The organism is Microbacterium immunditiarum, assembly GCF_013409785.1.
Classification (GTDB): domain Bacteria; phylum Actinomycetota; class Actinomycetes; order Actinomycetales; family Microbacteriaceae; genus Microbacterium; species Microbacterium immunditiarum.
In genome coordinates this window covers 379,435-404,165 of sequence record NZ_JACCBV010000001.1, presented here as the reverse complement: position 1 = coordinate 404,165, position 24,731 = coordinate 379,435, and the positions used below count along the sequence as shown (strand labels likewise).

The following is a 24,731-nucleotide window of genomic DNA, read 5'->3' as shown; positions in this document are numbered from 1 at the left end:
TCGAGTCCCGCAGATCTCAGGAGCCACATGAACGCCACTCAGATGCCTGGGCAGGAGGAGTCGCAGAGCGCACTCGAACAGTTCGGGATCAACCTCACCGACCGCGCCCGGCAGGGCAAGCTCGACCCGGTGATCGGCCGCGACGCCGAGATCCGCCGCGTCAGCCAGGTGCTCACCCGGCGCACGAAGAACAACCCGGTGCTGATCGGCGAGCCCGGCGTCGGCAAGACGGCCGTCGTCGAGGGCCTCGCGCAGCGCATCGTCGCGGGCGACGTCGCCGAGAGCCTCAAAGACAAGGAGCTCGTCGCGCTCGACATCTCCGCGCTCGTCGCAGGTGCGATGTATCGCGGCCAGTTCGAGGAGCGACTGAAGAGCGTCCTGAAGGAGATCACCGAGTCCGAGGGGCGCATCATCACGTTCATCGACGAGCTGCACGTGCTCATGGGCGCGGGCGGCGGCGAGGGCTCGGTGGCCGCGTCGAACATGCTCAAGCCGATGCTCGCGCGCGGTGAGCTGCGCATGATCGGCGCGACGACGCTCAACGAGTACCGCGAGTTCATCGAGAAGGACGCGGCTCTCGAGCGCCGGTTCCAGCAGGTCTACGTCGGCGAGCCGAGTGTCGAAGACACGATCGCGATCCTGCGCGGACTCAAGGAGCGGTACGAGGCGCACCACAAGGTCGCGATCGCCGACGGTGCGCTCGTGGCCGCGGCGTCCCTTTCGCACCGCTACATCCCGAGCCGTCAGCTTCCCGATAAGGCGATCGACCTCATCGACGAGGCCGCGTCGCGGCTGCGCATGGAGATCGACTCGGCGCCGCTCGAGATCGACGAGCTCCGCCGCCACGTCGACCGCCTGAAGCTCGAGGAGCTGGCCCTCAAGAAGGAGAAGGACGACGCGTCGAAGGAGCGGCTCGCCGCGCTGCGTGACCAGCTCGCCGACGAGCAGAAGCGCCTCGACGAGCTGCAGGCGCGGTGGGAGCGCGAGCGCGCGACCCTCAACCGCGTCGGTGACCTCAAGACGCAGCTCGACGCGGCCCGCAGCGAGGCCGAGCGCGCGCAGCGCGAGGGCGACCTCGAGAAGGCGTCGCGCCTGCTGTACGCCGAGATCCCCGCGCTCGAGCGTCAGCTCATGGACGCCGAGCGCGCCGACGCTTCGGCGGACTCGGGGCCCGGTGAAGGGCGAATGGTCAACGACCAGGTCACCGAGGAGGACATCGCCGGCGTCATCTCGGCCTGGACCGGCATCCCGGTCGGCAGGCTCATGCAGGGCGAGACCGAGAAGCTGCTGCACCTCGAGGCCGAGCTGGGCAAGCGCCTGATCGGTCAGAAGGAGGCCGTGAAGGCCGTGTCGGATGCCGTGCGCCGAAGCCGCGCGGGCATCAGCGACCCCAACCGCCCGACCGGCTCGTTCCTGTTCCTCGGCCCGACCGGCGTCGGCAAGACCGAGCTCGCGAAGGCGCTCGCCGAGTTCCTCTTCGACGACGAGCACGCGATGGTGCGCATCGACATGTCGGAGTACGGCGAGAAGCACACCGTCTCGCGACTGGTCGGCGCCCCTCCCGGGTACATCGGCTACGAGCAGGGCGGTCAGCTGACCGAGGCGGTGCGCCGGCGCCCGTACAGCGTCGTGCTGCTCGACGAGGTCGAGAAGGCCCACCCCGAGGTCTTCGACGTGCTGCTGCAGGTCATGGACGACGGGCGCCTCACCGACGGCCAGGGCCGCACGGTCGACTTCAAGAACGTCATCCTGATCCTGACGTCGAACCTCGGGTCGCCTATCCTCATCGACCCGACGCTCACATTCGAGCAGAAGCGCGAGCAGGTGCAGGGCCTCGTCCGCCAGGCGTTCAAACCCGAGTTCGTGAACCGTCTCGACGACATCGTCGTCTTCCAGGCGCTCACGCAGGACGACCTCGCCCAGATCGTCGAGCTCGCCGTCGACAGCCTGCAGCGTCGCCTGAAGGACCGTCGCCTGACGCTCGCGGTGACGCCGGATGCCCGGGCCTGGCTCGCCGAGCGCGGCTACGACCCCGTGTTCGGCGCCCGTCCGCTGCGCCGCCTCATCCAGTCCGAGATCCAGGACCGCCTCGCGATGGCGCTCCTGTCGGGCGGCGTCCGCGACGGCGACGTCGTGCGCGTGGACGTGGCGGCCGACGGCTCGCAGCTCGTGCTCACGAGCGAGGGGCCGGCCGCGGCATCCGACCAGACCGTCGACGACGACGAGGTGATCGAGGCGGAACTGCTCGACGACTGAGCCGGAACCCGGTCGCAGGGCGCGGGGCTGGGGTTGCGCGCGCGGGGGCGCCGCCGGGCGACCGCGCCATAATCGGGGCATGGCCGAGGTGATCCACCGTCCCGCTCCGATCCACGTGCCCGACGCCGACCTCGAGGATCTGCGCGAGCGCCTGCACCGCGCGCGGTGGCCCGACCCGCTCCCGGCGGAGCCGTGGGAGGCCGGAGTCGACCTCGCGGTGCTTCGCGAGCTGTGCCGCGTGTGGGCCGACGAGTACGACTGGCGGCCGCACGAAGGACGGCTCAACGCCCTCGACCCGGTGCTCATCCCGGTCGACGGGGTCGAGCTGCACGTGTTCCGGGCGTGGTCGGGCAGGCAGGGCGCGATCCCTCTGCTGCTCACGCACGGGTGGCCGGGGTCGGTGGCCGAGTTCCGCTACGTCATCGAGCCGCTCGTCGACCCGGTTCCGGGGCGCCCGGCGTTCGACCTCGTCATGCCGACGCTTCCCGGGTTCGGATTCGGCGGCAAGCCGGCTGAGCCGGGGTGGGGCCCGACGCGGATCGCGCACGCGCTCCATACCCTCATGACGGAAGAGCTCGGCTACGAGCGGTACGGCGTGGCCGGAGGCGACTGGGGCGCGATCGTGGGTTCGCGGCTCGCGCAGCTGCACGCGGAGACAGTCATCGGGTTCCATACGAACCTTCCGCTGCTGAGCAACCACCGGCAGTCGTGGTGGGAGGACGACCCGACCGAGCGCGAGCGCGCCGCCCTCGACAGGTGGAACGCGATGGACGCGACGGGCCGGGCCTACGCGATGATCCAGGCGACCAAGCCGCAGTCGCTCACGGTCGGCCAGACCGACTCGCCCGCGGGGCTCGCGGCGTGGGTGCTCGAGAAGTTCGAGGCGTGGAGCGACGGCGGGCTCGGGGTCTTCCAGGCCGAGGACCTGCTCACGAACCTCATGTTCTACTGGGCGCCGCGCTCGGCCGCCTCGTCGGCGATGATCTACTACGAGTCGCGACTCGACCCCGAGGGGCGCGCGCATCCGATGCCCGACGTTCCCACCGGGGTAGCGGCGTTCCCGGGCGAGATCAACGCCGTGTCGCGCCGGTGGGTCGAGCCGCACTACCGCCTCGCGCACTACACCGAGCCGCCCCGCGGCGGGCACTTCGCGGCCCTCGAGCAGCCCGACCTCTACGCCGCCGACGTCGCGGAGTTCTTCGGGTCGCTGCCGCGGTAGGCGCGGCCCTCGCCGCGGCTCGCGCGGCGCGCGGCTCAGGCGAGCACGTGTCCGAGCTTGTCGGGGTTGCGCACGAGGTAGATCGCGGTGACGAGCCCGCCGTCGACGACAAGGGTGGCCGTGGAGTCGACGCCGTCCGGACCCGTCATGATGATCGCGGGCTCGCCGTTGACCTCGCCGAGCCGGAGCTCCGGCGGCGCATCCGGCCGTTGCATCACCCCCAGGCCGAAGCGCGTGACCTTCTCGACCCCGTAGATCGGGTTGAGCGCGGCACGCCGCTTGCCGCCGCCGTCGGTGACGAGCACGACATCCGGCGACAGCAGCCGCACGACGTCCTCGATCGACCCGCCGGCGGCCGCGGCGAGGAACCGCTCGGTCACCTCGCGGTGGGTCGAGCGGTCGACCGGATGCCGCGGCGCACGCTCGCGCACATGGTCGCGCGCTCGGTGCACGAGTTGCCGCGCCGACTCCGGCGTGCGGCCGAGGGTGTCGGCGACCTCGCCGAAGGGGAGGCCGAACACCTCGCGCAGCACGAACGCGGCACGCTCGAGCGGCGACAGCGACTCGAGCACGACGAGCATCGCGAGCGAGACCGACTCCGCCAGGTCGGCCGCGTCGGCGGGGTCGCCGGATGCGCGCGTGCCGAGCACTGTGACGTCGCCGACAGGCTCGGGAAGCCACGGTCCCACGTAGTCCTCGCGCAGCCGCGCCCGGTGCCGCACCGCGTTCAGAGCCTGCCGGGTCGCGGCACGCAGGAGGTACGCGCGAGGATTGCGGACGGTCTCGAGATCGACCTCCGCCCAGCGCAGCCATGTCTCCTGCACCGCGTCCTCCGCGGCCGCGAGACTGCCGAGGATGCGGTAGGCCGCACCGGTCATCGCCCGCCGGTGCTCGGCGAACAGGCGTGCGTGGTCATTGCTCACGGGCTGCTCCGACGGCTTCCGTCGACGGGGCGGCGGCGGGCAGTTCGCACTGATCCTTGAAACCCTGGCTCGTGAGCCCCATCGCCGCGTTGGTGCGCGAACGCTGGTTCTCGAGCGCGATGAGGGCGGTCAGCTCGACGACCTGCGCGTCGGTGAGCTCGCCGCGCAGGCGGTCCACGAGCTCGTCGGTGACGGCCGGGGGCGTCGCGGTCATGGCGTCAGCGTATTCCAGCACCGCACGCTCGAGCGGGCTGAAGACGGTGCTCGCCTGCCAGTCCGGGACGGCACGGAGCTTGGCCGGGTCGACGCCGCGGTGGTGGTACTCCCAGTACCCGAAGTCCATGCACCAGCTGCATCCGATCACGGCTGCGGTGCGCATGACCGCGAGCGCCTGCAGAGTCGCGTCGGTCTTCCGCCAGCGCGCGGCGCCCATTTCGGTGAGGTACATCGTGTTCAGGACGCCGGGGTGGTGCGCGGCGACGAGGCCGGGGTCGATCACCTTGCCGAACCGGCGACGGCTGAGCGCGCGGAGCGCGCGCACGGACAGACCGCGGTCGTGATCGAGCGGGATGCGGGCCATGATTCCTCCTCATGAGTCGTCTCACTGGGAAGACACCCCTCGCACCGCGATTCGTGACACGGATGCGTGAGAGCATCGAGCGTGCGCACCGTCCGGGCTCTGTGGGGATCGTCGCATCCCGGTCCGACGCTCGTCGTGACGGCGTTGTCGCTCGCGCTCGGCATCGCGGTCGGCCTCGAGCCGTGGCGGCTCGTCGTCCTCGTGCTCGCGGTGTTCGCGGGGCAGCTCGCGGTGGGCATCTCGAACGACGCGCTCGACCTCGCGCGCGACCGCGCGGTGGGGCGCGCCGACAAACCTCTCGCGCGAGGGGAGGCGAGCGGCACGGCGGCGTGGGTGGCGGCATCCGTCTTGCTCGTGTTCTCGCTCGTGCTGTCGGCGGTCCTGGGGTGGCGGATGCTGGCGGCCCACGCCCTCGCAATGGGATCGGCCGGCGCGTACAACGCGGGCCTCAAGTCGACGCCGTTCTCGGTCGTGCCGTTCCTCGTGAGCTTCGGGCTGTTCCCGTCGTTCGCTCCGCTGTCGGCGCCCGATCCGGCGTTCGCCGCGGTGTGGGCGTGGATCGCGGGCGCCGCGCTCGGCGTCGCGGTGCACCTGACCAACGTGCTGCCCGACCTCGAGGACGACCGGGCGACCGGAGTGAGGGGCCTCCCGCATCGCCTCGGCGCGCGCGCGTCGGCGGTGATCGCGGGGATCGCGGTCGTGGGCGGTGCGCTCGCGGTGCTGCTCGGCCCGGCCGGGGGAGACCTCGCGGCGGTGCCGGCGCTGTCGTGGGCGTTCTTCGCGGCGGTGGCGCTGGGCGCGGTCGCGACGGTCGTGTGGGCGCTGGCGGGGCATCCGGGACGTGGGCTGTTCCGGCTCGTCATGGCGTCGTCGCTGCTGCTCGCGGTGCAGCTCGTCGCGGCGGGCGGCGCGCTCGCGGGGTGAGATGACCGCGCCGAGTGCACCACTTCGCGTCGAGTGCACGGCTTCGCGGCGTCGCCAGGGCGTGCATTCGACGCGATGCCGTGCACTCGGCGAGGGGGTCGACGGCCTACGCCGAGCGGTCGAAGCCCATCGCGTACGCGTGCGCGAAGAGGCGTCCCGGTCCGGGCGCGAGCATCGCGCGGAGCGCGACCTGTCGCGCGCGATCGAGCGGCCCGGGGAGCGGTCGCCCGAGGGAGGTGTTCATCGTCGCGAGGGCGGCGGCGGTGCGGGCGGATGCCACGCGCTCGCGCTCCCATCGGCGAAGCTCCTCGTCGGGCGCAACGCTCGAGCGCACCCACGACTCCAGGAGCGGCGCGAGGGTCGCGGCGTCGAGCAGCCCGAGGTTGAGGCCCTGCCCGCCGATCGGGCTGACCTCGTGCGCGGCGTCGCCGACCACGAGGATGCGCCCGTTGCGCAGGCGCGGCGCGACGGCTCGCCGCACGCCGAAGGCGGTCGCCTGCTCGACGTGCTCCGCCGCCGCTGCCTCGCCTCGCGCGATGAGCGCGGTGCGAAGGCGAGCGAGCTGCGCGACGGGGTCGCCCGAGGCCTCCGGGTGGTCCCACGCCACGAAGCGGCGCCTTCCGTCGGGCAGCGGGAACGACTCGAGCACGCCGCGGCGGTCGAGGTGCACGACCGCCACGGCATCGTCGCGGTGGGGGCCGGTCGCGGCATCCGTCATGAGGTATCTGTCGCGGTACTCGCGGCTCGGCACCGCACCCGCGCGGTACGCGAGGTCGCGGCCCGATGAGCCCGTCGCGACGACGACGATCCTCGCGTTCAGCTCGATGGGCCGACCGGCGATCGCGGCGCGCACGCGCACTCCGCCGTCGCGCGGAAGGAGGGCCGTCACGCGGGCGCCGCGAAGCGGCTCGGGCGCGCCGTCGGCGAGCACCTCCTCGGTCTTGGCCTGCGGCAGGGTCGCGACGAACGGGAACCGGCGCGAGAGCTCCTCGAAGCGGACGACACCGAGCACGCGTCCGTCCGAGCGTGCTTCGCCTCGCCGCACCCGCACGGCGTGCGCGAGGAGGCGTTCGGTGACGCCGGACGGCTCGAGTGCGGCGAGCACGGGCGAGTGCACCCCGATGGCGCGCGAGCCCGCACCGGGCGTCGGCCGCCGCTCGTACACCTCGACGTCGATGCCACGGCGGGCGAGGTCGCTCGCGAGGAGCATCCCCACGGGTCCGGCGCCGACGACGAGGACGTCAGGCATCCGCGGCGGTCCCCTCGGCAGCCGCGAGCAGCCGGAACGCCACCGGCGCCTCGACGCGCCACGCTCCGGGGTCTTCGCGGTCGAGCGCGTCGCGCAGCTCGTCGCGCGTGAAGCTGCGGCGGATCGAGCGGAGGCCGTCCGTGCGCAGGAACGTCCCCGGTGCGAACGGCGTGATGCCCACCGCGTACAACGCGTAGGCGCGGCGGCTCCGTGCGATGTCGGAGTGGAGGACGACGCCCCGCGAGAGCGCGCGCGTGCGGGCGAGGAAGGCGGCGGCATCCGCCCCGATGTGATGCAGCACGTGGTTCGAGATGACCGCGTCGAACACGTCGCTCCGCTCGAGCAGGCTCTCCGCGTCGGCGCACTCGAACGACACGTTCGCCGGCGCGGACCTGGCCGCGGCGACCTCGTGTCCTCGGGGGTCGGGGTCGGCGCCGACCCACTCCACGTCGAGGCCGTCCCGCTGTGCCAGTGCCGCAAGGCGCACGAGAAGGTCGCCGCCGCCCGACCCGAGGTCGAGCACGCGCGCCGGACGCCCGAGCATTGCGAGGTGCGGCGCGAGCCGTGTGCGGTACACCACGCCCCACCCCGACACCAGGCGGTTGATCGTCTCGAACCGGCGCAGCGTCGCGCGCAGTCGGTCCGGGTCGCACGCGGGATCGTCCATGAGCTCTTCGAGCTCGACCGCGCGCACGGCGAGCGTCACGCCGACACCCCCGGAGCGGCCACCGCCGCGAGCTCCTCGACATCGAGGGCGACGACGGCCGTGCGAGGCATCCGCCGGGTCATGAGCGCCGACTCGACGGTGAGCCCCGGTCCGAACGCGAGCCCCGCGATCCGCGCCCCCTCGCCCACGGCCTCATCGTGCAGCAGCTCGCGCAGGATGAACAGCACCGTCGCGCTCGACATGTTCCCGTAGTCGCGCAGCACCGCGCGCGAGGTCGCGAGCGACGCGGGATCCAGCTCGAGCCCCGACTCGACGCGGTCGAGCACGCTCCGTCCGCCCGGATGCACGGCCCACGCGTCGGGCGGGGGGCTTCCCTCGAGGAACCGGTCGACGGCCCCGCGGATCTCGCGCCCGATGATGCGCGGCACCTCGGCCGACAGCACCATCTCGAAGCCGTGGTCGCCGATGCGCCACACCATGTCGTCCTCGCCCTCGGACGTGAGCGCGGTCGCGAACGCGTCGAGCTCGAGGCCGCCGCCGCCTCCGATGCCCGGGTCCGCGGTGACGACGGCCGCCGCGGCCCCGTCGGCGAAGACCGACGCCGCGACGATCTGCTGCGGATCGGTCGACGTCGTGAGGTGCAGCGAGCACAGCTCGGCGCACACGACGAGCACGACGGCCTCCGGCTGCGCCGCGCAGATCCGCGCCGCGAGTCTCAGTGCGGGCAGGGCGGCGGCGCACCCGATGAATCCCAGGTGGTAGCGCTCGACGGTCGCCGGAAGCCCGAGATCGCGCACGAGGCGATAGTCGGGGCCGGGGGCGAAGAATCCGGTGCACGACACCGTGATGACATGGGTGATCGCGGATGCCTCGGCCGCGGCATCCGTCATGGCCGCCCTCGCCGCCTCGGCGGAGAGCGGCGGCGCGAGGCGCACGTACGCGTCGTTCCTCGTTCCGGTCGTCGGCATCCGCAGCACGCCGTCCTGCCCGAGGAACCCCGAAGTCGACCCGATGGGAAAGCCGTCGCCCAGCTCCGCGATCACCGTGTGGCGGGTCTCGATCGCGGCCGCGTCGAAGGCCGCGCGGATGCGCCGCTGCGCGAGGCGATCGGCACCGGGCTGCGCTGTGAACAGCTCGCGCACCCGCTCCTGCGTCACGCGCGTCGCGGGAACGGCCGTTCCGACCGAGACGATGCGAGGGGCCATGCGCCTACACAACCATCCCGAGGGGTTTCGTGGGGGAGGCTTGCGAGATTCACAGGCGGGGCGTAGAAAGCGGCAGGACGAACGGATGCCCCCGCCCCGCCGCACAGGATAGGCGAGGCCGAGGCATCAGCCGGCTATCGTCGGCCCTCGTCGGCGTCGGTGTGCTCGGCGTGCGCGTCGGGAAGATCGCGCATTGTCCAGAAGGGTCCGATCACGACGAAAAGGCCGGCGAGCAGCTCGCCGACTGCGGCGATCCAGATGGTCGGGACGGTGCCGAGCCACGTGCCGAGGCCGCCCGCGATGAGCGCCGCGATCGGCATGACGCCCCAGACGACGAACCGCACCGACGCGTTCATACGGCCGAGCAGACGCGGCGGCGTGATGCGCTGACGGAACGTCACCTGCGTGATGTTGTACAGCAGGACCGTGAAGCTCATGAAGAACATCTGGACCACGAGCAGTGGGAACGCGAACGCAGGGAAGAGCGACACCATGGGGAGGAGGAACGGCGCGATCGAGAACACGATCCCGCTCACGGGGATCGCGCGGGCCTCGCCGATGCGCGCGACGATCCGCGGGGTGGCGATCGCGCCGACGAGCCCGCCGACGGCCGACAGCGAGAACACGATCCCCAGCATCTGAGGCGTGAGACCGAGCTCGCGCAGCACGAAGATCGGCAGGAGCGTCATCGAGATCGTGCCGAAGAAGTTCGCCGTGCCCGTCGTCAGCACGATGCGGCGCAGCAGCGGGTTGCCGAACACCCATCCGAGCCCTTCGCCGATCTCCTTCAACAGCGGCCCGTGGTCCTCGGGCTTGCGAAGGCGCTCGTGGTCGCGCGTGAACAGCAGCGCGAAGAAGGACGAGATGTACGTGCCGACGGTCACGAGGATCGCGAGCGGTGCGGCGAGCACGCCGACGAGCCATCCGCCCACCGCCGGACCCGCGAGGCCGGCGAGCTGCTCGGTCGACTGGAGCTTTCCGTTCGCCTCGGCGATCTGGTCGGCCCGCACGAGCGACGGCACGATGCTCTGGTTCGACACGTCGAAGAACACCGTCGCGATGCCCATGACGAGCATCACGATGTAGAGGTGCCACATCTCGAGCATGCCCAGCACGGCGAGCAGGGGAATCGCCGCCAGCGCGGCCGCGCGCACGAGGTCGGCCATGATCATGACGTGTCGCTTGCGCATGCGGTCGATCCACGCGCCGGCCGGAAGGCCCACGACGAGGAAGGCCGCGACCTGCGCAGCGCCCAGCACACCGACCTGCCACTCGGTCGCGTTCAGCAGCAGCACCGCGAGCACCGGGATCGCGAGCTCCGTGATCTGCGCCCCGAACTGGCTGAGCGCCTGGCCCGTCCACATCGTGAGGAAGTTCCGGTCACGCCAGAGGGACGGCTTGTGCGCGGTCGGCGTGGTCGGCTGCTCCGCTTCGTGATCGGCGAGGACCGCCTCGTCGGCTCCGGCGCGAGAGGTGGGCGTCGACGCCTCGGCCCGCGCCTCGGCGAGCACACCGTCGTCGAGCGTGAGGCTGTCGGCGTGGGGGGCGCGGTCACTGTTCGGCGCGGGATCGGGATCGACCGGTTGGGACATGTCAATCAGTGTGCGCGCACGATTGAGAAAAGTCAATCACCACTCTAGGCTGACCCCGTGGTCAAGTATCGCGAGGAGCGCGTCGAACTTCACGCGGGCGACGCCGAGGCCGAGGCGCGCATGCGGGCGCTGAGTTCTCCCCTTCGCCTGCGGGTGCTGCGCCTGTGCGCGTTCGAGTCCCGCACCAACAAGGAACTGGCCGAGCTGCTCGGCGTGAACCCCGGCACGATGCTCCATCACGTGCGCACGCTCGTGCAGACGGGCTACCTCGCACCAGAGCCGGAGCGCTCGGGCGCGCAAGGAGCTCGCGAAGTGCCGTATCGCGCGACGGGACTCTCCTGGCGCACGTCGATGCCCGAGGGCTCGAACGCGCTCGTCGAGGTCTTCCTGCAGCAGATCGAGGGCCTGCACCCCGACGAGCTCGACGTCACGTGGCTCGGGCTCAAGCTCAACGCCGAGCACAAGGCCGAGCTCGAGCAGCGGCTGTACGACCTCGTGCAGGAGTTCAAGGAGCGCGGTCCCGACCCCGACGGCGAGGCCTACTCCCTCTTCACCGCCCTGCACCCGGACCTCAACCCGCCGTCCGGCCGCTCGTGAGACGAGCGCGACTTCCGCGAGTGTGAACACGGCCCGAACTTCTCGCACCCGCGCGGCCACCGCGGGGCGCGCCCGCGCCTAGCCTGTGACCATGACGATCGCGACGGCCGACCTCTACGACGAGCGCGGCGATGAGCTCGACTCGCTCTCGCTCCAGTTCCACGACTTCGGCGGCCGCACGTCCTTCCACGGCGCGGTGCGCACTGTGCGGTGCCACCGCGACAACGCCCTGGTGAAGGCCGTGCTCGCCACACCGGGCGAGGGCGCCGTGCTCGTCATCGACGGCGGCGGGTCGCTGGAGTCCGCGCTCGTGGGCGACCTCATCGCCGGGTCGGCGGCGCGCAACGGGTGGGCGGGGATCATCGTCAACGGCGCGATCCGCGACCGCGAGGCGATCGCCGGCCTGCCCCTCGGTGTCAAGGCTTTGGGCTCGAATCCGCGCAAGAGCGCGAAGGACGGCATCGGCGAGGTCGACGTGCCGGTCGTCATCGCCGGCGTGCGATTCGCCCCCGCGCTCCACGTGTGGGCGGACGCCGACGGGATCCTCGTCGAGCGCTGACAACCCCGCGGGAGCGCACACTCGACAACCGCGACTGACCGGAGGATCGTGGCTGCGGGGGAGGTCAACCGGACGGAGGCCAGCATGTTCACTCCCGACAAGCCGTTCTCGAGCTTCGCCGTTCCCGATGTCGACGCCGCGGTCAGGTTCTACCGAGACACGCTCGGGATGACCGTCACGGTCTACGAAGAGATGGGCGGCGGCTTCACGATCGCGCTGCCCGGCGGCGGCCACATCTTCGTGTATCCGAAGGAGGATCACGAGCCGGCCGTGTTCACGGTCCTCAACTTCGACGTCGAGGACGTCGAGGCGGCCGTCGACGACCTCAACGCGCGAGGAGTCGTGACCAAGATCTACACCGACCCCGATTACGGCACCGATGAGAAGGGCATCTCGCGCGGGTTCGAGGGCGGCCCGGACATCGCGTGGTTCCGCGACCCGGCCGGCAACGTCATCTCGGTCGGGCGCATGTCGCCCGACATGATCGGGCAATAGCACGGATGCCTCGCCCCCGAGTCACCCGGGGGCGAGGCATCCGGGTCGTGTCATCGATCAGCCGTTGAGCGCCTCGGACAGCTTCACGCGCGCGCCCATCCGCAGCAGCGAGTTCCGATAGATGCGGGCGCCGACCAGGATCGCCGCGACGCACGTGGCCACGAGGATCACGAGCGACACGAGCGGCTCCCACCACTGCGCCTCGCCGAGGAACAGCCGCATGGGCATGCCGACGGGGGCCGAGAACGGCACGTACGACATGACGCCGAGCACGACCGGGTTGTCGTTGAAGAAGATCACCAGGAAGTACGGCGCCATGATGAGCATCGTCAGCGGCGTCGTGGTCGCCCCGATGTCCTCCTGACGCGACACCATCGACGCCGCAGCCGCGAACAGCGACGCGAGCAGGATGAAGCCGAACAGGAAGAACACCGCGAACCACGCGATGGGAACGCCGAGGCCCTGCAGCAACTCGGTCTGGCCCGTGATCGTGAGGCCGATGATCGCGATCGACGCGAGGATGAGGATCTGCGCCATCGCGAGGATCGTGTTGCCGATGACCTTGCCCGCGAGCAGCACGCGCACGGGGATGGCGGAGATGAGCAGCTCCACGACGCGCGTCTGCTTCTCCTCCACGACGCTCTGCGCGATCGTCCCGCCAAACAGCGATGCGGCGAGCAGGAACACGATCCCGAACCCGATCGCGGCGATGTAGCCGAGCGCGGCGTTGACCTCATCGGGATTGAGCAGCTCGACCGGCGGAACCTGCGCGAGGGTAAGGAGCAGCTGCGTCGGGGGTGACGAGTCCGCGAGGACGGTGAAGCCGAGCGGCGACGACGAGTCCGCGACGACCGCCGCATCGACGTCGCCCGACTCGACGAGCGACTCGGCGGCCGCGCGGTCGGCGACCTCGGTCACGTCGAGGCCCTGCGCGTCGGCGACGTACTGCGTGGCATCCGTCGTCACGGCGACCGGCGTACCCGACGACGACGCCGCCTGGAAGCCGCCCCAGATCACGAGCGCGAGCGCGCCGATGAAGAGGATCGCGGTCGAGATGACGAACGCCTTGCTGCGCAGCTTCGAGCCGATCTCGCGCTCCGCGACGAGCCAGACGCCCTGCGGGGTGCTGAGTCCGTGCGTGGGGCTGGGGGTGGTCGTGCTCACTGGATGACCTCCTTGAAGATCTGGGCGAGAGTCGGATGCTGCGGCGCGAAGCTCGCGACATCACCCTGCGCGACTGCCCGCCGCAGGATCCGCTGGGCGGTCTCGTCGCTGTCGGCGTCGAACACCGCGTAGCCGCCGTCGAAGTCGAGCACCTCGACGCCCGGCTCCTCGCGCAGCCAGCCGGCGTCCCCCGCGGAGACGAGCTCGAAGCGGCGGCTCGAGTGCTCGGCGCGGAGCCGGTCGCGTGCGCCCGCGGCGCGGATCGTGCCGTTCGCGATGATGACGAGGTCGTCGCACAGGCGCTCGACGACGTCGAGCTGGTGCGACGAGAAGATCACCGCCGCACCGGCCGCCGCGCGCTGCTGCAGCACTCCGGCTACGACGTCGACCGCGAGCGGGTCGAGCCCCGAGAAGGGCTCGTCGAGGATGAGCACCGACGGGTCGTGCACGAGCGCCGCTGCGATCTGTGCGCGCTGCTGGTTGCCGAGCGAGAGCGTCTCGACGTTGTCGTTCAGACGCTCGCCGAGTCCGAGCCGCTCGAGCAGGGCGGTGGCGCGAGCCGTGGCATCCGTCTTGCTGAACCCGTGCAGGCGCGCGAGGTACACGATGTGCTCGAGCACCTTCATCTTCGGGTAGAGCCCCCGCTCCTCGGGCATGTAGCCGAAGCGGCGACGGTCGGAGGCGGTCACCTCCGCGCCGTCGAGCGTGACCGTTCCGGCGTCCTTCGCGAGCACACCGAGCACGATCCGCATCGTGGTGGTCTTGCCGGCGCCGTTCCCGCCGACGAAGCCGGTCAGCCGACCGGGTCGCACGTCGAACGAGACGTCGTCGAGCACCCGCCGTCCGCCGTAGCTCTTGGTTATGCCTCGCAGTTCGAGCATCCGCGTTTCCTCTCGCGTCGCATCCGTATCGCTCTCGACGTTACGGACGGCGTTCGCGGCGGACCTCCCCCGCAAGGCGGAAATCGCGCCGTCCTCCGGATGACGGTCTCGGCGTCTCGTTGAGTGGGAGAAGCCGGGTTCATTCGGGGGAATACATAACGTCGCGAGATACGTTCACGCGAATGGAAAATCCACGGTGGATCCCCGCCGGGGATCCCGTTGTCTTGAAAGAGGAACCATGACCGACCGGACCATCGGCTACATCGTCGGGAGCATCTCGTCCACCTCGATCAATCGTCGCCTCGCGAAGGCGCTCGAGCGCCTGGCGCCCGAGGGCACGACGCTCGTCGAGATCCCGATCAAGGACCTCCCCTTCTACTCTCCCGACTACGACGCCGACTATCCGCAGGTCGCGCGCGACTTCAAGCAGGCCCTCGCCGACGTCGACGGCGTCATCATCGTGACCCCCGAGTACAGCCGATCGATCCCCGGTGTGCTCAAGAACGCCCTCGACTGGGCCGCCCGCCCGTGGGGCCAGGGCTCGTTCAACGGCAAGCCCACCGCCGTCATCGGCACGTCGGGCGGCGGCATCGCCACCGCCGCGGCGCAGCAGCACCTCAAGGCGATCCTCAGCCACTTCAACGCCCCCACGCTCGGTCAGCCCGAGGGCTACGTCCAGTCGACCCCCGGCCTGTTCACCGAGGACGGCGAGGTCACGAGCGAGCAGACCGCCGAGTTCCTCAGCGCCTACCTCGAGGCGTTCCTCGCTCTCGTCGGCCGCTACGCCCTCGCGCGTGAGGCGGTCGCCGCGTAAGTCTTCGCGAAGGACCGGATGCCCCGACCCGGCACCCCTCGTGGGCGCGGGGGTCGGGGCATCCGTCGTTTCACCCGCCGTCAGGCGAGCCCGTGGCGATGCGCGTAGACGACCGCCGCGACGCGATCGCGCACGCCCAGCTTCTGCAGCACGTTCGACACGTGCGTCTTCACGGTCGCCTCGCCGATGTGCAGGCGCGCCGCGATCTCGGCGTTGCTGAGAGCGGCGGCGACGAGCCGGAGAACTTCGTGCTCGCGTTCGGTGAGCTCGATCACAATCGGCGCCGCCGAGGCGGGCGTGCGCACCGCCGGAGTTTCAGGCGGAACGTACGCGACACGCTGGCCCTCGGCGCCGTCGCGCGACGGGTCTCCGGAGTTGTGCACCCCCGTCGCCGCGAAGCGCTCGATCACCCGCCGCGTCACCTCCGGCGCGAGCAGCGCGTCGCCCGCCGCCGCGACGCGCACGGCCGACACGAGCTCCTCGGGCCCGGCGTTCTTCAGCAGGAACCCGGATGCCCCCGCCGACAGCGCCGAGAAGAGGTAGTCGTCGCGGTCGAACGTCGTCACGATGACGACCGCCGCGTCGACCGAGGGGTCGGCGACGATGCGACGCGTTGCCTCGATGCCGTCCATGTCGGGCATCTGCACGTCCATGCACACGACGTCGGGGCGAACCGCGGATGCCGCGGCCACCGCCTCGGCGCCGGTCCCGGCCTCGCCGACCACCGCGATGCCGTCCTCCGCCTCGAGGATCATGCGGAATCCCGCGCGCATCACGGCGTGGTCGTCCACGAGGAGCACGCGGATCTGGGAGCCCGTCACGCCGAGACCCCCGTGCCCACGGCCGGGGCCGTCTCCTCGACGGGCACGCGCAGGCGCACGAGGTAGCCGCCGCGCGAGCGCGGGCCGACCTCGATCGTGCCACCTGAGACGGCGGCGCGCTCGCGCATGCCGACGATCCCGAGCCCCGCGCGCGCAGGCGCGCCCGAGCGACCCGTGTTGGCGACCTCGAGCTCGACGGCGTCCGGCTCGTAGCGCAGGCGGACGTCAGCCGCGGCATCCGGTCCGCCGTGCCGGCGCGCGTTCGTGAGCGCCTCCTGCGCCACCCGGTACATGTTCACCTGAACGACGGCCGGCACCTCGACGGCGTCGCCGACGACGGTGAAGGTCGTCGGCAGCCCGTTCTCGCGCGCGTGCTCGACGAGCTGCTCGATGTCGGCGAGGCGCACGGTCGAGGCGTCCGGCGTCTCGCCCGAGGGCGTGCGCAGCGTCTCGAGCAGCTGGCGCAGCTCGTCGAGGGCGGAGCGGGCGGATGCCTCGACCCCGAGCAGCGCTTCGCGCGCGGCATCCGGATCCCGGTCCAGCACCGCGCGCGCCGCACCGGCCTGCACTCCCATCGCCGACACGTGGTGGGCGACGACGTCGTGCAGCTCGCGCGCGATGCGCACGCGGTCGAGTGCGACGGCCTGGGCGGCGGTCACCTCGCGCTCGCGTTCGAGCTCGGCCGTGCGCTGCTCGAGGGCCGCGCGCTGGAGCGCCGCCGCGTAGGCGCGATCTCCCATGTAGTACGCGCCACCGAAGAAGGCGATGTTGACGAGCAGCTGCATGAGCACGAACGCGACGAACGGCGAGAACGCGCCGGCGCGGGAGAAGCCGTCGTCACCCGGCGCGGTCGCGGCCTGGAACATGTTCACGAGCAGCCACGCGAACATGCCGACGATGATCACGGCGCGGACGATCGTGGCGCGGCGCCGGTCGTCGACCCACGCGCCGACCGTGTACATGGCGATGAACAGCGCGATGTTGCCGACGTAGAGCTCCGGCAGGCGGAAGGAGCCGGCGACGAAGAACGCGAGCGCGACGAGGACCGCCGCGATCGCGGGGGAGCGGCGGCGCACGGCGAGCGGTGCGGTGAGGGCGACGCCGTATACGAGGGCCCACTCGAGGCCCGGGGTGTCCTCACCGTAGACGCCGGCGACGGCGCCGAGCGCGGCGCTGAGCACTGCGGCGACGAAGAGCCCGGCGGCGAGCCACACGTCGCCGCGGCGCTCGCGCGCAGTCGCGGGGATGCGGCGCGTCGGCGCCGCGGTCGAGGCGGACATGCCTCCACGGTACGGGGGAGGTGCGGTGGGGGCATCCGCCTCACGACGGAGTCGGTGCCGCCGGCGGCGTCTCGGGCTGCCGCGGTGAAACCGTCGGGTTCGATCGGCGTGCACGCGCGGCGCACGGGCCGGAAACGCGGTTCCGGCCCGGCGCTTCGACAGAGCGCGCGCACGGCCTACTTGCTATTGACAAGCGAACTTGTCTTTTGCAAGTATGGGCGAAGGCGGCGGATGCCGCCTCCAACAGACAAGGAGCACGGCAATGACGCACATCTTCGTCAACGTCCCCACCGACGACCTCGAGCGGGCGAAGGCCTTCTACACCTCGCTCGGCGCCAGCATCAATCCGCTGTTCACCGACGACAACGCCGCCTGCATCGTGTGGGACGACAACGTCTTCATGATGGTGCTGCGCCGCGACTACTTCGCGACCTTCACCGACAAGGCCATCGCCGACCCCAAGACCACCGCACAGGTGCAGATCGGACTCAGCCGCGAGTCGCGCGAGGCGGTCGACCAGGTCGTCGAGGCCGGACTCGCGAAGGGTGGCTCGGAGCCGCGTCCGGCGCAGGACTACGGGTTCATGTACAGCCGCGACCTCGACGACCCCGACGGCAACAGCCTCGCCTTCATCTACATGGAGCCGCAGGCGGTCGAGCAGGGTCCCGATGCGTTCCTCGCCGAGCAGGGGCAGAACGCGTAAGTGGCCTCCCGCAGCTACGGGCAGTACTGCGGGGTCACGACGGCTGTCGAGCTGATCGGCGAGCGATGGGCACTGCTCATCGTCCGCGATCTGCTCGTCGGCCCCCGCCGGTACACCGACCTCAAGCAGGGACTGCCCAAGATCCCCACGAACATCCTCTCCACGCGGCTCAAGGAGCTGCAGGAGAGTGGTGTGGTGCGTCGCGTGCCGCTGGTGAACTGCGGTCTCGTATACGAGCTCACGCCGTACGGGCGCGCGCTCGAGCCGATCGTTCTCGCGCTGGGCCGGTGGGGGTTCCAGCAGATGGGCGAGCCCGAGCCCGGCGACGTCGTGACGGCCGACTCGCTCACGATGGCCCTGCGAACGGCGTTCGACCCGGATGCCGCAGCCGACCTCCCGCCTGCGGACTACGAGCTGCACGTGGGCGACGTCGCGCTGCGGGTGCAGGTCGGCGGGACGGAGTTGCGCATCGCCCAGCTCGCCCCGCCGGCGCCGCCCATCGGCGGACGGGCGCCCGAGGGCGAGCCCGAGCTCGTGTTCGCGGCGGGTCCCGGCATCCGTCGCGTCATCTCGCGGGAGCTGACCCCGGCCGACGCGATCGACCAGGACGTGCTCGCCGTCGTGCGCGGCGACGGCTCGCTGCTCGAGCGCTTCGCCGCGACGTTCCACATCGACCCCGGGGTCGCGCTCGTCGCGTGACCGTCGGACGCAGGAAGCACCGACCCACAAGGAAGTGACCGCATGACCGGACGCATCACGATCGACCTCTTCACAACCCTCGATGGCGTGGCCCAGGCCCCGGGCGCTCCTGATGAAGACACGTCGGGCGGATTCCCGTACGGCGGGTGGCAGGCTCCGTTCCCTGACCGGGTGCTCGGCCGGCAGATCGGCGAGGGCATCGAGGCCATGGACGCGCTCGTGCTCGGCCGCCGCACGTACGACATCTTCGCGGCGTACTGGCCGAAGCACACCGAGGGCGACGCCGAGGGGCGCATCGGGCGCAAGTTCGACGCCATCCCGAAGTACGTCGCCTCACGCGGACGCCCGACACTCGCGTGGCGGGGCTCGACTCTGCTGGGACCGGATGCCGCGGCCGAGGTCGCCGCGCTGCGGGACCGCCACGACAACATCCATGTCATCGGGAGCGTCGACTTCGTGCAGACCCTGCTCGCCGAGGACGCCTACGACGAGCTGCTGCTGTGGGTGCATCCGATCGTCATCGGGCAGGGCAAGAAGGTGTTCCCCGACGGCGCCAAGCCCGCGACGCTGGAGCTGCTCGCGCCGCCCCTCGTCGGCGACACCGGGGCGGTGCTGCTGCGGTACGGGCCGGTCGGCCCTCTGCGCACCGGCGACATGACGCTGCCCGAAAACGGGGACTGATCCGCCGGCAGCCGGATCGTCCGGCTCCGGGCGTGGATCGGGGGCGGCCGCGCGCCGAGGCGATAGCGTGCGGCTGTGCACGCGGATGCGCCGTCCACCCAGGAGAAGCGCCGACGGGATGTGCCCGTCGGCGTGGTGATGGTCGGCATCGCCGCGATCGCGTGGTGGCCCGCCTTCACGCTCGGGGTGTGGGGTGAGATCTTCTTCGACGACGTGCTCGCGCTGTGGGCGGCATCGACCGCGGCCTTCGTGTTCGTGCTGGTGGAGAAGCGCCCGGTCGGCGCACGGCTGGCGCGGGCGTTCCTCCTGCTGCTGCCGACCGTGTGGCTCGTGCTCAACTTCGCCGTCGCCGACGAGCCGACGGACATCGCGATCGTCATCGTCGACCTCGTGGCTCTGCTGGCGGTGCTGCTGGGCATCCCGTTCACGCTGTGGGTGCTGATCGGCATCGTGTGGCCGGACTTCGCCTCCGAGACACGCACGAGCACGAAGTGGCTCATCGCCCTCGTGATCCTGGGGATCTGCGTCGCGTCGTTCGTGCTCGGCCTCAATCAGGAGCACTTCCTGACGTGCGAGGACTTCGCGATCAGCGGCAAGTCGGACCCGCCGCACTGCACGCCGATGCCGACGGACTGATGGCGAATCCCGCGCGCCGCGCCCCGCGGGTCAGAAGATCATCGGGCGATCGTCGTCATCCGGTCCGCCGAAATCGAGGTCGACCACGACCGGCACGTGATCGCTCGGGGCCTCGCCCTTGCGCTCGTCGCGGTGGATCTGCGCGCCGGCGACCGCGTCGGCGAACGCCTTCGACCCCAGGATGAAGTCGATGCGCATGCCCTGGTTGCGCGGGAAGCGGAGCTGCTTGTAGTCCCAGTACGTGTAGCCGGCCGGCACGAGCGGGCGCACGACGTCGGAGACACCCGCCGCCTCGAGCGCCGCGAACGCCTCGCGCTCGGGCGGCGAGACGTGCGTGGAGAAGCCGGGCACGACGGCGGGGTCGCCGTTGTCGGCATCCGTCGGGGCGATGTTGAAGTCGCCGACCAATGCGAGCGGAAGGTCGGGGTCCCCTGTGAGGGCTTCGCGCGTGTAGCCCGCGAGGGCGGCGAGCCAATCGAGCTTGTAGTAGTAGTGCGGGTCCTGCAGCGTGCGGCCGTTCGGCACGTAGAGGCTCCAGACCTCGACGCCCTCGATCGTCGCGCCGATCGCGCGGGCCTCTTGCGGGGCATCCGGCACCTGCCCTGAGCCTGACGAAGGGTGGCCCTTCGCGAAGCCGGGCATGCCCGGGAACGCCGTGCGCACGTTCTCGATCGGCGCACGGCTCGCGATCGCGACGCCGTTCCACTGTGAGAAGCCGTGCGCCTCGACGTGGTAGCCGGCCTCTTCGAACACCTCGTAGGGGAACTGCTCGGCCTTGCACTTGATCTCCTGCATCGCCAGCACATCGATGTGCTCGCGCACGGCGAAGCCGATGATGCGGTCGACGCGGGCGCGGATCGAGTTCACATTCCAGGTGGCCAGGCGCATGGGCTCAAGCCTATTCCGGGCGTCGGACGCCGCGTCCGCGTTTCACGCTTGTCGCGGTGCGCGCGCGGTGACATGCTCTTCCAAACCCACCAAGGAGAGGTGACTATGCGCAAACCCGCGCTCGCTGTCGCTGCTGCAGCGGCGGCATTGCTGTTCATGTCCATCAGCACGCCGGCACAGGCCATCACCAATGGCGTGCCTGACGGCGACGGCCACCCCGCCGTCGGGCTCATGGTGGCCTTCCAGGACGGTGCGCCCGCCTGGCGGTGCAGTGGAACGCTGATCTCGCCGACGCTCTACCTCACGGCCGGCCACTGCACGTTCGGCGCCGACCACGTCGAGGTGTGGTTCGACGACGACCTCCGCGACGCCGCGGCGACGGGCTACCCGTTCACGGGCGACGTCTCGGGCACGCCGTACACGCACCCCGAGTACGACGACGCGGCGTTCTACCTGCACGACCTCGGCATGGTCGCGCTCGACGAGCCCGTCGACGTCGACCCGCAGTACTTCGGCACCCTGCCGGCGCTGGACCAGCTCGACAGCCTCGCGACGAAGCGGGGCACGCAGGACGTCACGTTCACCGCAGTCGGCTACGGCCTGCAGAAGAGCTTCCCGGATGCCGCGTCATCGAAGGACCAGGCCGAGCGCCTGCGCATGGTCTCGCACCCGAAGCTCAATCAGATCAACACGGGCTTCACGGGTGACGGCTCGCTCCTGCTGTCGAACAACGCCCACACCGGCGGCACGTGCTCGGGTGACTCGGGCGGGCCGACGTTCATCGGCGACTCGCTGCAGCTCGCGGGCGTGACCTCCTTCGGTCTCAACGTCACGTGCGCCGGCACGGGCGGCGTGTACCGCATCGACCGCGCGGACGACCTCGCGTTCATCGGTGGATTCCTGAACTGACGCAGGACGGCCGGCGAGGGGCCGGGGCGACGCGTTTGCTCCGGCCCCTCGTCTGGGTCGGAACCGCGCGGTCACGGCATCCGTCCCCGCCTAGACTCGTGCGCATGACCGTCGCGTCCACGCCTGAGCTCGAAGCCGACCGCCAGTACCTCATCGCCCTCATCCAGGACGAGGCGGTCTTCCACGGCGACTTCACGCTCGCGAGCGGCAAGCAGGCGACATACTACGTCGACATGCGCAAGCTCACGCTCGACCATCGCGCGGCACCGTCGATCGGGCGCATCATGCTCGACCTCATCCGCGACGTCGACGACATCGTCGCCGTCGGCGGCCTCACGCTCGGGGCCGATCCCATCGCGAACGCGATCATGCACGAGTCGGCGCGCACGCATAAGCCGCTCGACGCGTTCGTCGTGCGCAAGGAGCCGAAGGACCACGGGCGCGGACGGCAGATCGAGGGGGCGGATGTCGCGGGCAAGCGCGTCGTCGTCGTCGAAGACACCTCGACCACGGGTCAATCCGCGCTGAAGGCCGTCGAGGCGCTGCGGCGCGCGGGCGCCGAGCCCGTCGCGGTCGCCGTCATCGTCGACCGGAAGACCGGTGCGCAGGCCGCCGTCGAGGCCGAGGGCCTGCAGTGGCTCGCCGCGATCGACCTCGACGATCTGGGGCTCGAGCCGCAGTAGATCGGACGACCTGTCACACGCCGGCACCGGCCGGTGTCTCCATGTCCAACGAGTAGGACAGACACGACATGGAGGAAGACATGGCCACCGACAGCCGCATCCCCGCCGCTGAGATCACGGGCGTCTTCGGCGCGGTCGTCAAGACGTTCGCACGCAAGATGATGGGTCGCGTGCCCGACTCCGTCGGCGTCCTCTGGCAGAACAAGCGCGTCATGAAGGACGCCATGGGCATCGGCCAGAAGGTCGAGAAGTGGGACGAGCTCGACCCCGAACTCGCCACCTACGCCGCGATGGCGTCGGCGGCGACGGTCGGCTGCAGCTTCTGCCTCGACCTCAACTACTTCCTGTCGCGCCATCGCGGCCTCGACGTGATGAAGGTGCGCGAGGTTCCGCGGTGGCGCTCGTCCGACCTGTTCAGCCCGCTCGAGCGTCAGGTCATGGAGTACGCCGAGCTGGCGAGCCAGACCCCGCCCGCGGTGACGGACGAGCTCTCGAACGAGCTGCTCGCGCAGCTCGGCGCCCCCGCTCTCGTCGAGCTCGCCGCGCGCGTCGCGTTCATGAACATGTCGGCCCGCATGAACATCGCGCTCGGCATCCGCTCGGAGCACTTCGCGGACTCGTGCGGCATGCCGGCCCTCGCCGACCGCACGCCCGTCGGCGACGCCGCGTAGGCTCGGGCCGATGAGCATCGCCGACCACGAGGACCCGTTCGTCACGCACCGCGGACTCCTGTTCACGGTCGCATACGAGCTGCTCGGCTCGGCTGCCGACGCGGAGGATGTGCTCCAGGAGTCGTGGCTGCGGTGGGCGGCAGTGGACCGCGCCACGGTCCGGGAGCCGCGTGCGTACCTCGTGCGCATCGTGACGCGCCAGGCGCTCAACCACCTGCGTACGCTGTCGCGGCGCCGCGAGGACTACATCGGCGAATGGCTCCCCGAGCCCCTGCTCACGAGCCCCGATGTCGCCGACGACGTCGAACTCGCCGAGAGCCTCTCGATCGCGACGCTCACGGTGCTCGAGACCCTCTCGCCGGCGGAGCGCGCGGTCTTCGTGCTGCGCGAGGTCTTCGACGTCCCGTACGACGAGATCGCGGATGCCGTCGGCAAGACCCCCGCGGCGGTGCGGCAGATCGCCCACCGGGCGAAGGATCACGTGGCCGCGCGCCGGCCGCGCATGAAGGTGGCGCCGGAGGAGCACGAGGCCGTGGTCGAGCGCTTCGTCGCCGCGTTCAACACGGGCAACGTGCAGGACCTCATGGACATGCTCGCCCCCGACGTCGTGTCGGTCGCGGACGGTGGCGGCAAGGTGAGGGGTGCGGCTCGGCGTCCGCTGCACGGCGCCGACAACATCGTGCGGTACCTCGCCGGCAGCCTCGCGAAGTTCACGGGCATGCTCGTGGCGAAGCCGACGTGGGTCAACGGACTTCCGGGCATCCGCCTGGAGGTCGACGGTCACCTCGCGGGTGTCGTGAGCCTCACGATCGAAGACGGCCTCGTCACGCGGATCTTCTCGGTCGCCAACCCCGACAAGCTCGGGCGGGTCGACGAGGAGGCCGCGGTCGAGCGGTGAACCGTGACCCCTCAGGTGCTGGGGTCGTCGTCGCGGTCCCGCTTCCTGCCGTAGCGGCGCACGTACGCCACGACCCACACGACGAGCGTCCCCGCGAGGATCACGACCGTCACGCCGTAGAGCAGCGCCTGCTCGAACCCGCTGATCACGGGCGGCGGCCCTCCGTGGCATCCGCCACGACCTTCGCGATGCGCGCCGCGCGCGTCTCGGGCTTGCGGGCCATGTCGACGGCGGCGATGCCCTGCTTGCGCGCCGACGGCGGGAACGCGTCCCAGTTCGCGCGAGCAGTCTCGTTCGCATCGAGCGCGGCGGCGAGGTCGTCGGGTTCGCGCAGCGCGTCGGCGTTGTCGAAGACGGTCCACATTCCGTTGGCCTTCGCGACCTCGATGGCGCGGATGCCGGCGGGCGCGAGCAGCCCGGCCGCCTCGAGCTTCGCGACGCGCGCCTTGTTCGTCGCGGCCCATCCACTCGAGGGGCGACGTGGGGCGAACCACAGCCCGCCGCGGTCGTCGTCGAACGTGCGTGTGGGGCCGTCGATCCACCCGAAGCACAGCGCGTGCTGGATCGCGTCCTCGTATTCGACGAGCGTCAGGCCGGAGCCGGTCCGCGCACGCACGAGCCACACGCCCTTGGCGCTGGCGTGGTTCGCTTCGAGCCAGGCGCGCCAGGTCGCGGCATCCGGAGCCTCGACGCGTTCGCCATCATCAAGCGCTCCCATCCCCCGACGATAGCGCGGA

General features: G+C 71.1%; 28 protein-coding genes. 15 read left to right on the top strand and 13 right to left on the bottom strand.

The window, feature by feature from the left end; genetic code table 11:
* The first annotated feature begins 27 nt into the window (after positions 1-27).
* Positions 28-2,256, top strand: a complete 2,229-nt coding sequence (locus tag BJ991_RS01860) for an ATP-dependent Clp protease ATP-binding subunit (RefSeq protein WP_179486953.1) — start codon at positions 28-30, stop codon at positions 2,254-2,256.
* Positions 2,257-2,335: 79 nt separating this feature from the next.
* Positions 2,336-3,475, top strand: a complete 1,140-nt coding sequence (locus tag BJ991_RS01855; protein WP_218852835.1) for an epoxide hydrolase family protein — start codon at positions 2,336-2,338, stop codon at positions 3,473-3,475.
* A gap of 35 nt (positions 3,476-3,510) precedes the next feature.
* Here BJ991_RS01855 and sigJ read toward each other — a convergent pair whose 3' ends face one another.
* Both sigJ and BJ991_RS01845 read right to left on the bottom strand, forming a co-directional pair.
* Positions 3,511-4,398 carry an RNA polymerase sigma factor SigJ gene (gene sigJ / locus BJ991_RS01850; RefSeq protein ID WP_179486951.1) on the bottom strand — a complete coding sequence of 296 codons (888 nt, stop codon included), beginning with the start codon at positions 4,396-4,398 and terminating at the stop codon, positions 3,511-3,513.
* A complete protein-coding gene (locus tag BJ991_RS01845; RefSeq protein WP_179486949.1) occupies positions 4,388-4,978 on the bottom strand; it encodes a carboxymuconolactone decarboxylase family protein in 591 nt (196 codons plus the stop codon). Before BJ991_RS01845 ends, sigJ begins: the two co-directional genes overlap by 11 nt.
* Before the next feature lie 81 nt (positions 4,979-5,059).
* Between BJ991_RS01845 and BJ991_RS01840 the strand changes: the two genes are divergently transcribed.
* Positions 5,060-5,902, top strand: a complete 843-nt coding sequence (locus BJ991_RS01840) for a UbiA family prenyltransferase (protein ID WP_179486947.1) — start codon at positions 5,060-5,062, stop codon at positions 5,900-5,902.
* Between the two features lie 106 nt (positions 5,903-6,008).
* Here the strand turns inward: BJ991_RS01840 and BJ991_RS01835 are convergent, their stop codons facing one another.
* The 4 genes from BJ991_RS01835 to BJ991_RS01820 all read right to left on the bottom strand — a co-directional run bounded on the left by BJ991_RS01835 (position 6,009) and on the right by BJ991_RS01820 (position 10,615).
* Entirely contained in the window at positions 6,009-7,151 is a 1,143-nt protein-coding gene (locus BJ991_RS01835) for an FAD-dependent oxidoreductase (RefSeq protein ID WP_179486945.1), read from the bottom strand.
* A complete protein-coding gene (locus BJ991_RS01830) occupies positions 7,144-7,857 on the bottom strand; it encodes a methyltransferase domain-containing protein (RefSeq protein WP_179486943.1) in 714 nt (237 codons plus the stop codon). Before BJ991_RS01830 ends, BJ991_RS01835 begins: the two co-directional genes overlap by 8 nt.
* Positions 7,854-9,023 carry a type III polyketide synthase gene (locus BJ991_RS01825; protein ID WP_179486941.1) on the bottom strand — a complete coding sequence of 390 codons (1,170 nt, stop codon included), beginning with the start codon at positions 9,021-9,023 and terminating at the stop codon, positions 7,854-7,856. The genes BJ991_RS01830 and BJ991_RS01825 overlap by 4 nt, the downstream gene beginning before the upstream one ends.
* A gap of 134 nt (positions 9,024-9,157) precedes the next feature.
* The gene (locus BJ991_RS01820; protein WP_179486939.1) at positions 9,158-10,615 is read right to left on the bottom strand and encodes an MFS transporter; all 1,458 of its coding nucleotides are present in this window, start codon (positions 10,613-10,615) and stop codon (positions 9,158-9,160) included.
* 57 nt (positions 10,616-10,672) lie between these two features.
* On the opposite strand from BJ991_RS01820, the gene BJ991_RS01815 reads away from it, so the two are divergent.
* The 3 genes from BJ991_RS01815 (at position 10,673) to BJ991_RS01805 (ending at position 12,266) form a co-directional block, all read left to right on the top strand.
* Positions 10,673-11,212 (top strand): ArsR/SmtB family transcription factor, encoded by a 540-nt coding sequence (locus BJ991_RS01815; RefSeq protein ID WP_343048605.1) that lies wholly within the window; start codon positions 10,673-10,675, stop codon positions 11,210-11,212.
* Between the two features lie 91 nt (positions 11,213-11,303).
* Complete coding sequence (gene rraA / locus BJ991_RS01810; RefSeq protein ID WP_179486937.1) at positions 11,304-11,771, top strand: ribonuclease E activity regulator RraA; 468 nt, start codon at positions 11,304-11,306, stop codon at positions 11,769-11,771.
* Between the two features lie 84 nt (positions 11,772-11,855).
* Positions 11,856-12,266 carry a VOC family protein gene (locus BJ991_RS01805; protein ID WP_179486935.1) on the top strand — a complete coding sequence of 137 codons (411 nt, stop codon included), beginning with the start codon at positions 11,856-11,858 and terminating at the stop codon, positions 12,264-12,266.
* Positions 12,267-12,323: 57 nt separating this feature from the next.
* Here the strand turns inward: BJ991_RS01805 and BJ991_RS01800 are convergent, their stop codons facing one another.
* Positions 12,324-13,430, bottom strand: a complete 1,107-nt coding sequence (locus BJ991_RS01800) for an ABC transporter permease (RefSeq protein ID WP_179486933.1) — start codon at positions 13,428-13,430, stop codon at positions 12,324-12,326.
* A complete protein-coding gene (locus tag BJ991_RS01795; protein WP_179486931.1) occupies positions 13,427-14,311 on the bottom strand; it encodes an ABC transporter ATP-binding protein in 885 nt (294 codons plus the stop codon). The genes BJ991_RS01800 and BJ991_RS01795 overlap by 4 nt, the downstream gene beginning before the upstream one ends.
* A 238-nt stretch (positions 14,312-14,549) precedes the next feature.
* Between BJ991_RS01795 and BJ991_RS01790 the strand changes: the two genes are divergently transcribed.
* Positions 14,550-15,125: an NADPH-dependent FMN reductase gene (locus BJ991_RS01790; protein WP_179486929.1), complete on the top strand. Its 576-nt coding sequence runs from the start codon at positions 14,550-14,552 to the stop codon at positions 15,123-15,125.
* Positions 15,126-15,205: 80 nt separating this feature from the next.
* Here the strand turns inward: BJ991_RS01790 and BJ991_RS01785 are convergent, their stop codons facing one another.
* Both BJ991_RS01785 and BJ991_RS01780 read right to left on the bottom strand, forming a co-directional pair.
* Entirely contained in the window at positions 15,206-15,898 is a 693-nt protein-coding gene (locus BJ991_RS01785) for a response regulator (protein ID WP_218853002.1), read from the bottom strand.
* A 44-nt stretch (positions 15,899-15,942) separates the two neighbouring features.
* A complete protein-coding gene (locus BJ991_RS01780) occupies positions 15,943-17,226 on the bottom strand; it encodes a sensor histidine kinase (RefSeq protein WP_179486925.1) in 1,284 nt (427 codons plus the stop codon).
* Between the two features lie 262 nt (positions 17,227-17,488).
* On the opposite strand from BJ991_RS01780, the gene BJ991_RS01775 reads away from it, so the two are divergent.
* The 4 genes from BJ991_RS01775 (at position 17,489) to BJ991_RS01760 (ending at position 19,945) form a co-directional block, all read left to right on the top strand.
* Positions 17,489-17,929, top strand: a complete 441-nt coding sequence (locus BJ991_RS01775; RefSeq protein WP_179486923.1) for a VOC family protein — start codon at positions 17,489-17,491, stop codon at positions 17,927-17,929.
* The gene (locus BJ991_RS01770; RefSeq protein ID WP_179486921.1) at positions 17,930-18,628 is read left to right on the top strand and encodes a winged helix-turn-helix transcriptional regulator; all 699 of its coding nucleotides are present in this window, start codon (positions 17,930-17,932) and stop codon (positions 18,626-18,628) included.
* A 42-nt stretch (positions 18,629-18,670) separates the two neighbouring features.
* Positions 18,671-19,309, top strand: a complete 639-nt coding sequence (locus tag BJ991_RS01765; RefSeq protein WP_179486919.1) for a dihydrofolate reductase family protein — start codon at positions 18,671-18,673, stop codon at positions 19,307-19,309.
* A 75-nt stretch (positions 19,310-19,384) separates the two neighbouring features.
* The gene (locus tag BJ991_RS01760) at positions 19,385-19,945 is read left to right on the top strand and encodes a hypothetical protein (RefSeq protein ID WP_343048602.1); all 561 of its coding nucleotides are present in this window, start codon (positions 19,385-19,387) and stop codon (positions 19,943-19,945) included.
* Between the two features lie 30 nt (positions 19,946-19,975).
* Here BJ991_RS01760 and BJ991_RS01755 read toward each other — a convergent pair whose 3' ends face one another.
* On the bottom strand, positions 19,976-20,833 hold the full coding sequence (locus BJ991_RS01755; protein ID WP_179486917.1) for an exodeoxyribonuclease III: 858 nt from the start codon (positions 20,831-20,833) through the stop codon (positions 19,976-19,978).
* Between the two features lie 105 nt (positions 20,834-20,938).
* On the opposite strand from BJ991_RS01755, the gene BJ991_RS01750 reads away from it, so the two are divergent.
* The 4 genes from BJ991_RS01750 to BJ991_RS01735 all read left to right on the top strand — a co-directional run bounded on the left by BJ991_RS01750 (position 20,939) and on the right by BJ991_RS01735 (position 23,994).
* A complete protein-coding gene (locus tag BJ991_RS01750; RefSeq protein ID WP_179486915.1) occupies positions 20,939-21,742 on the top strand; it encodes a S1 family peptidase in 804 nt (267 codons plus the stop codon).
* A 104-nt stretch (positions 21,743-21,846) separates the two neighbouring features.
* Entirely contained in the window at positions 21,847-22,425 is a 579-nt protein-coding gene (gene pyrE / locus BJ991_RS01745) for an orotate phosphoribosyltransferase (RefSeq protein ID WP_179486913.1), read from the top strand.
* An 80-nt stretch (positions 22,426-22,505) separates the two neighbouring features.
* On the top strand, positions 22,506-23,096 hold the full coding sequence (locus tag BJ991_RS01740) for a carboxymuconolactone decarboxylase family protein (protein WP_179486911.1): 591 nt from the start codon (positions 22,506-22,508) through the stop codon (positions 23,094-23,096).
* Positions 23,097-23,106: 10 nt separating this feature from the next.
* The gene (locus BJ991_RS01735) at positions 23,107-23,994 is read left to right on the top strand and encodes an RNA polymerase sigma-70 factor (protein WP_179486909.1); all 888 of its coding nucleotides are present in this window, start codon (positions 23,107-23,109) and stop codon (positions 23,992-23,994) included.
* 11 nt (positions 23,995-24,005) lie between these two features.
* On the opposite strand, the gene BJ991_RS01730 is transcribed toward BJ991_RS01735, so the two are convergent.
* Together BJ991_RS01730 and BJ991_RS01725 are read right to left on the bottom strand one after the other, a co-directional pair.
* Complete coding sequence (locus tag BJ991_RS01730) at positions 24,006-24,143, bottom strand: hypothetical protein (RefSeq protein ID WP_179486907.1); 138 nt, start codon at positions 24,141-24,143, stop codon at positions 24,006-24,008.
* Entirely contained in the window at positions 24,140-24,712 is a 573-nt protein-coding gene (locus BJ991_RS01725) for a YdeI/OmpD-associated family protein (protein WP_179486905.1), read from the bottom strand. The genes BJ991_RS01730 and BJ991_RS01725 overlap by 4 nt, the downstream gene beginning before the upstream one ends.
* Between the last annotated feature and the right edge of the window lie 19 nt (positions 24,713-24,731).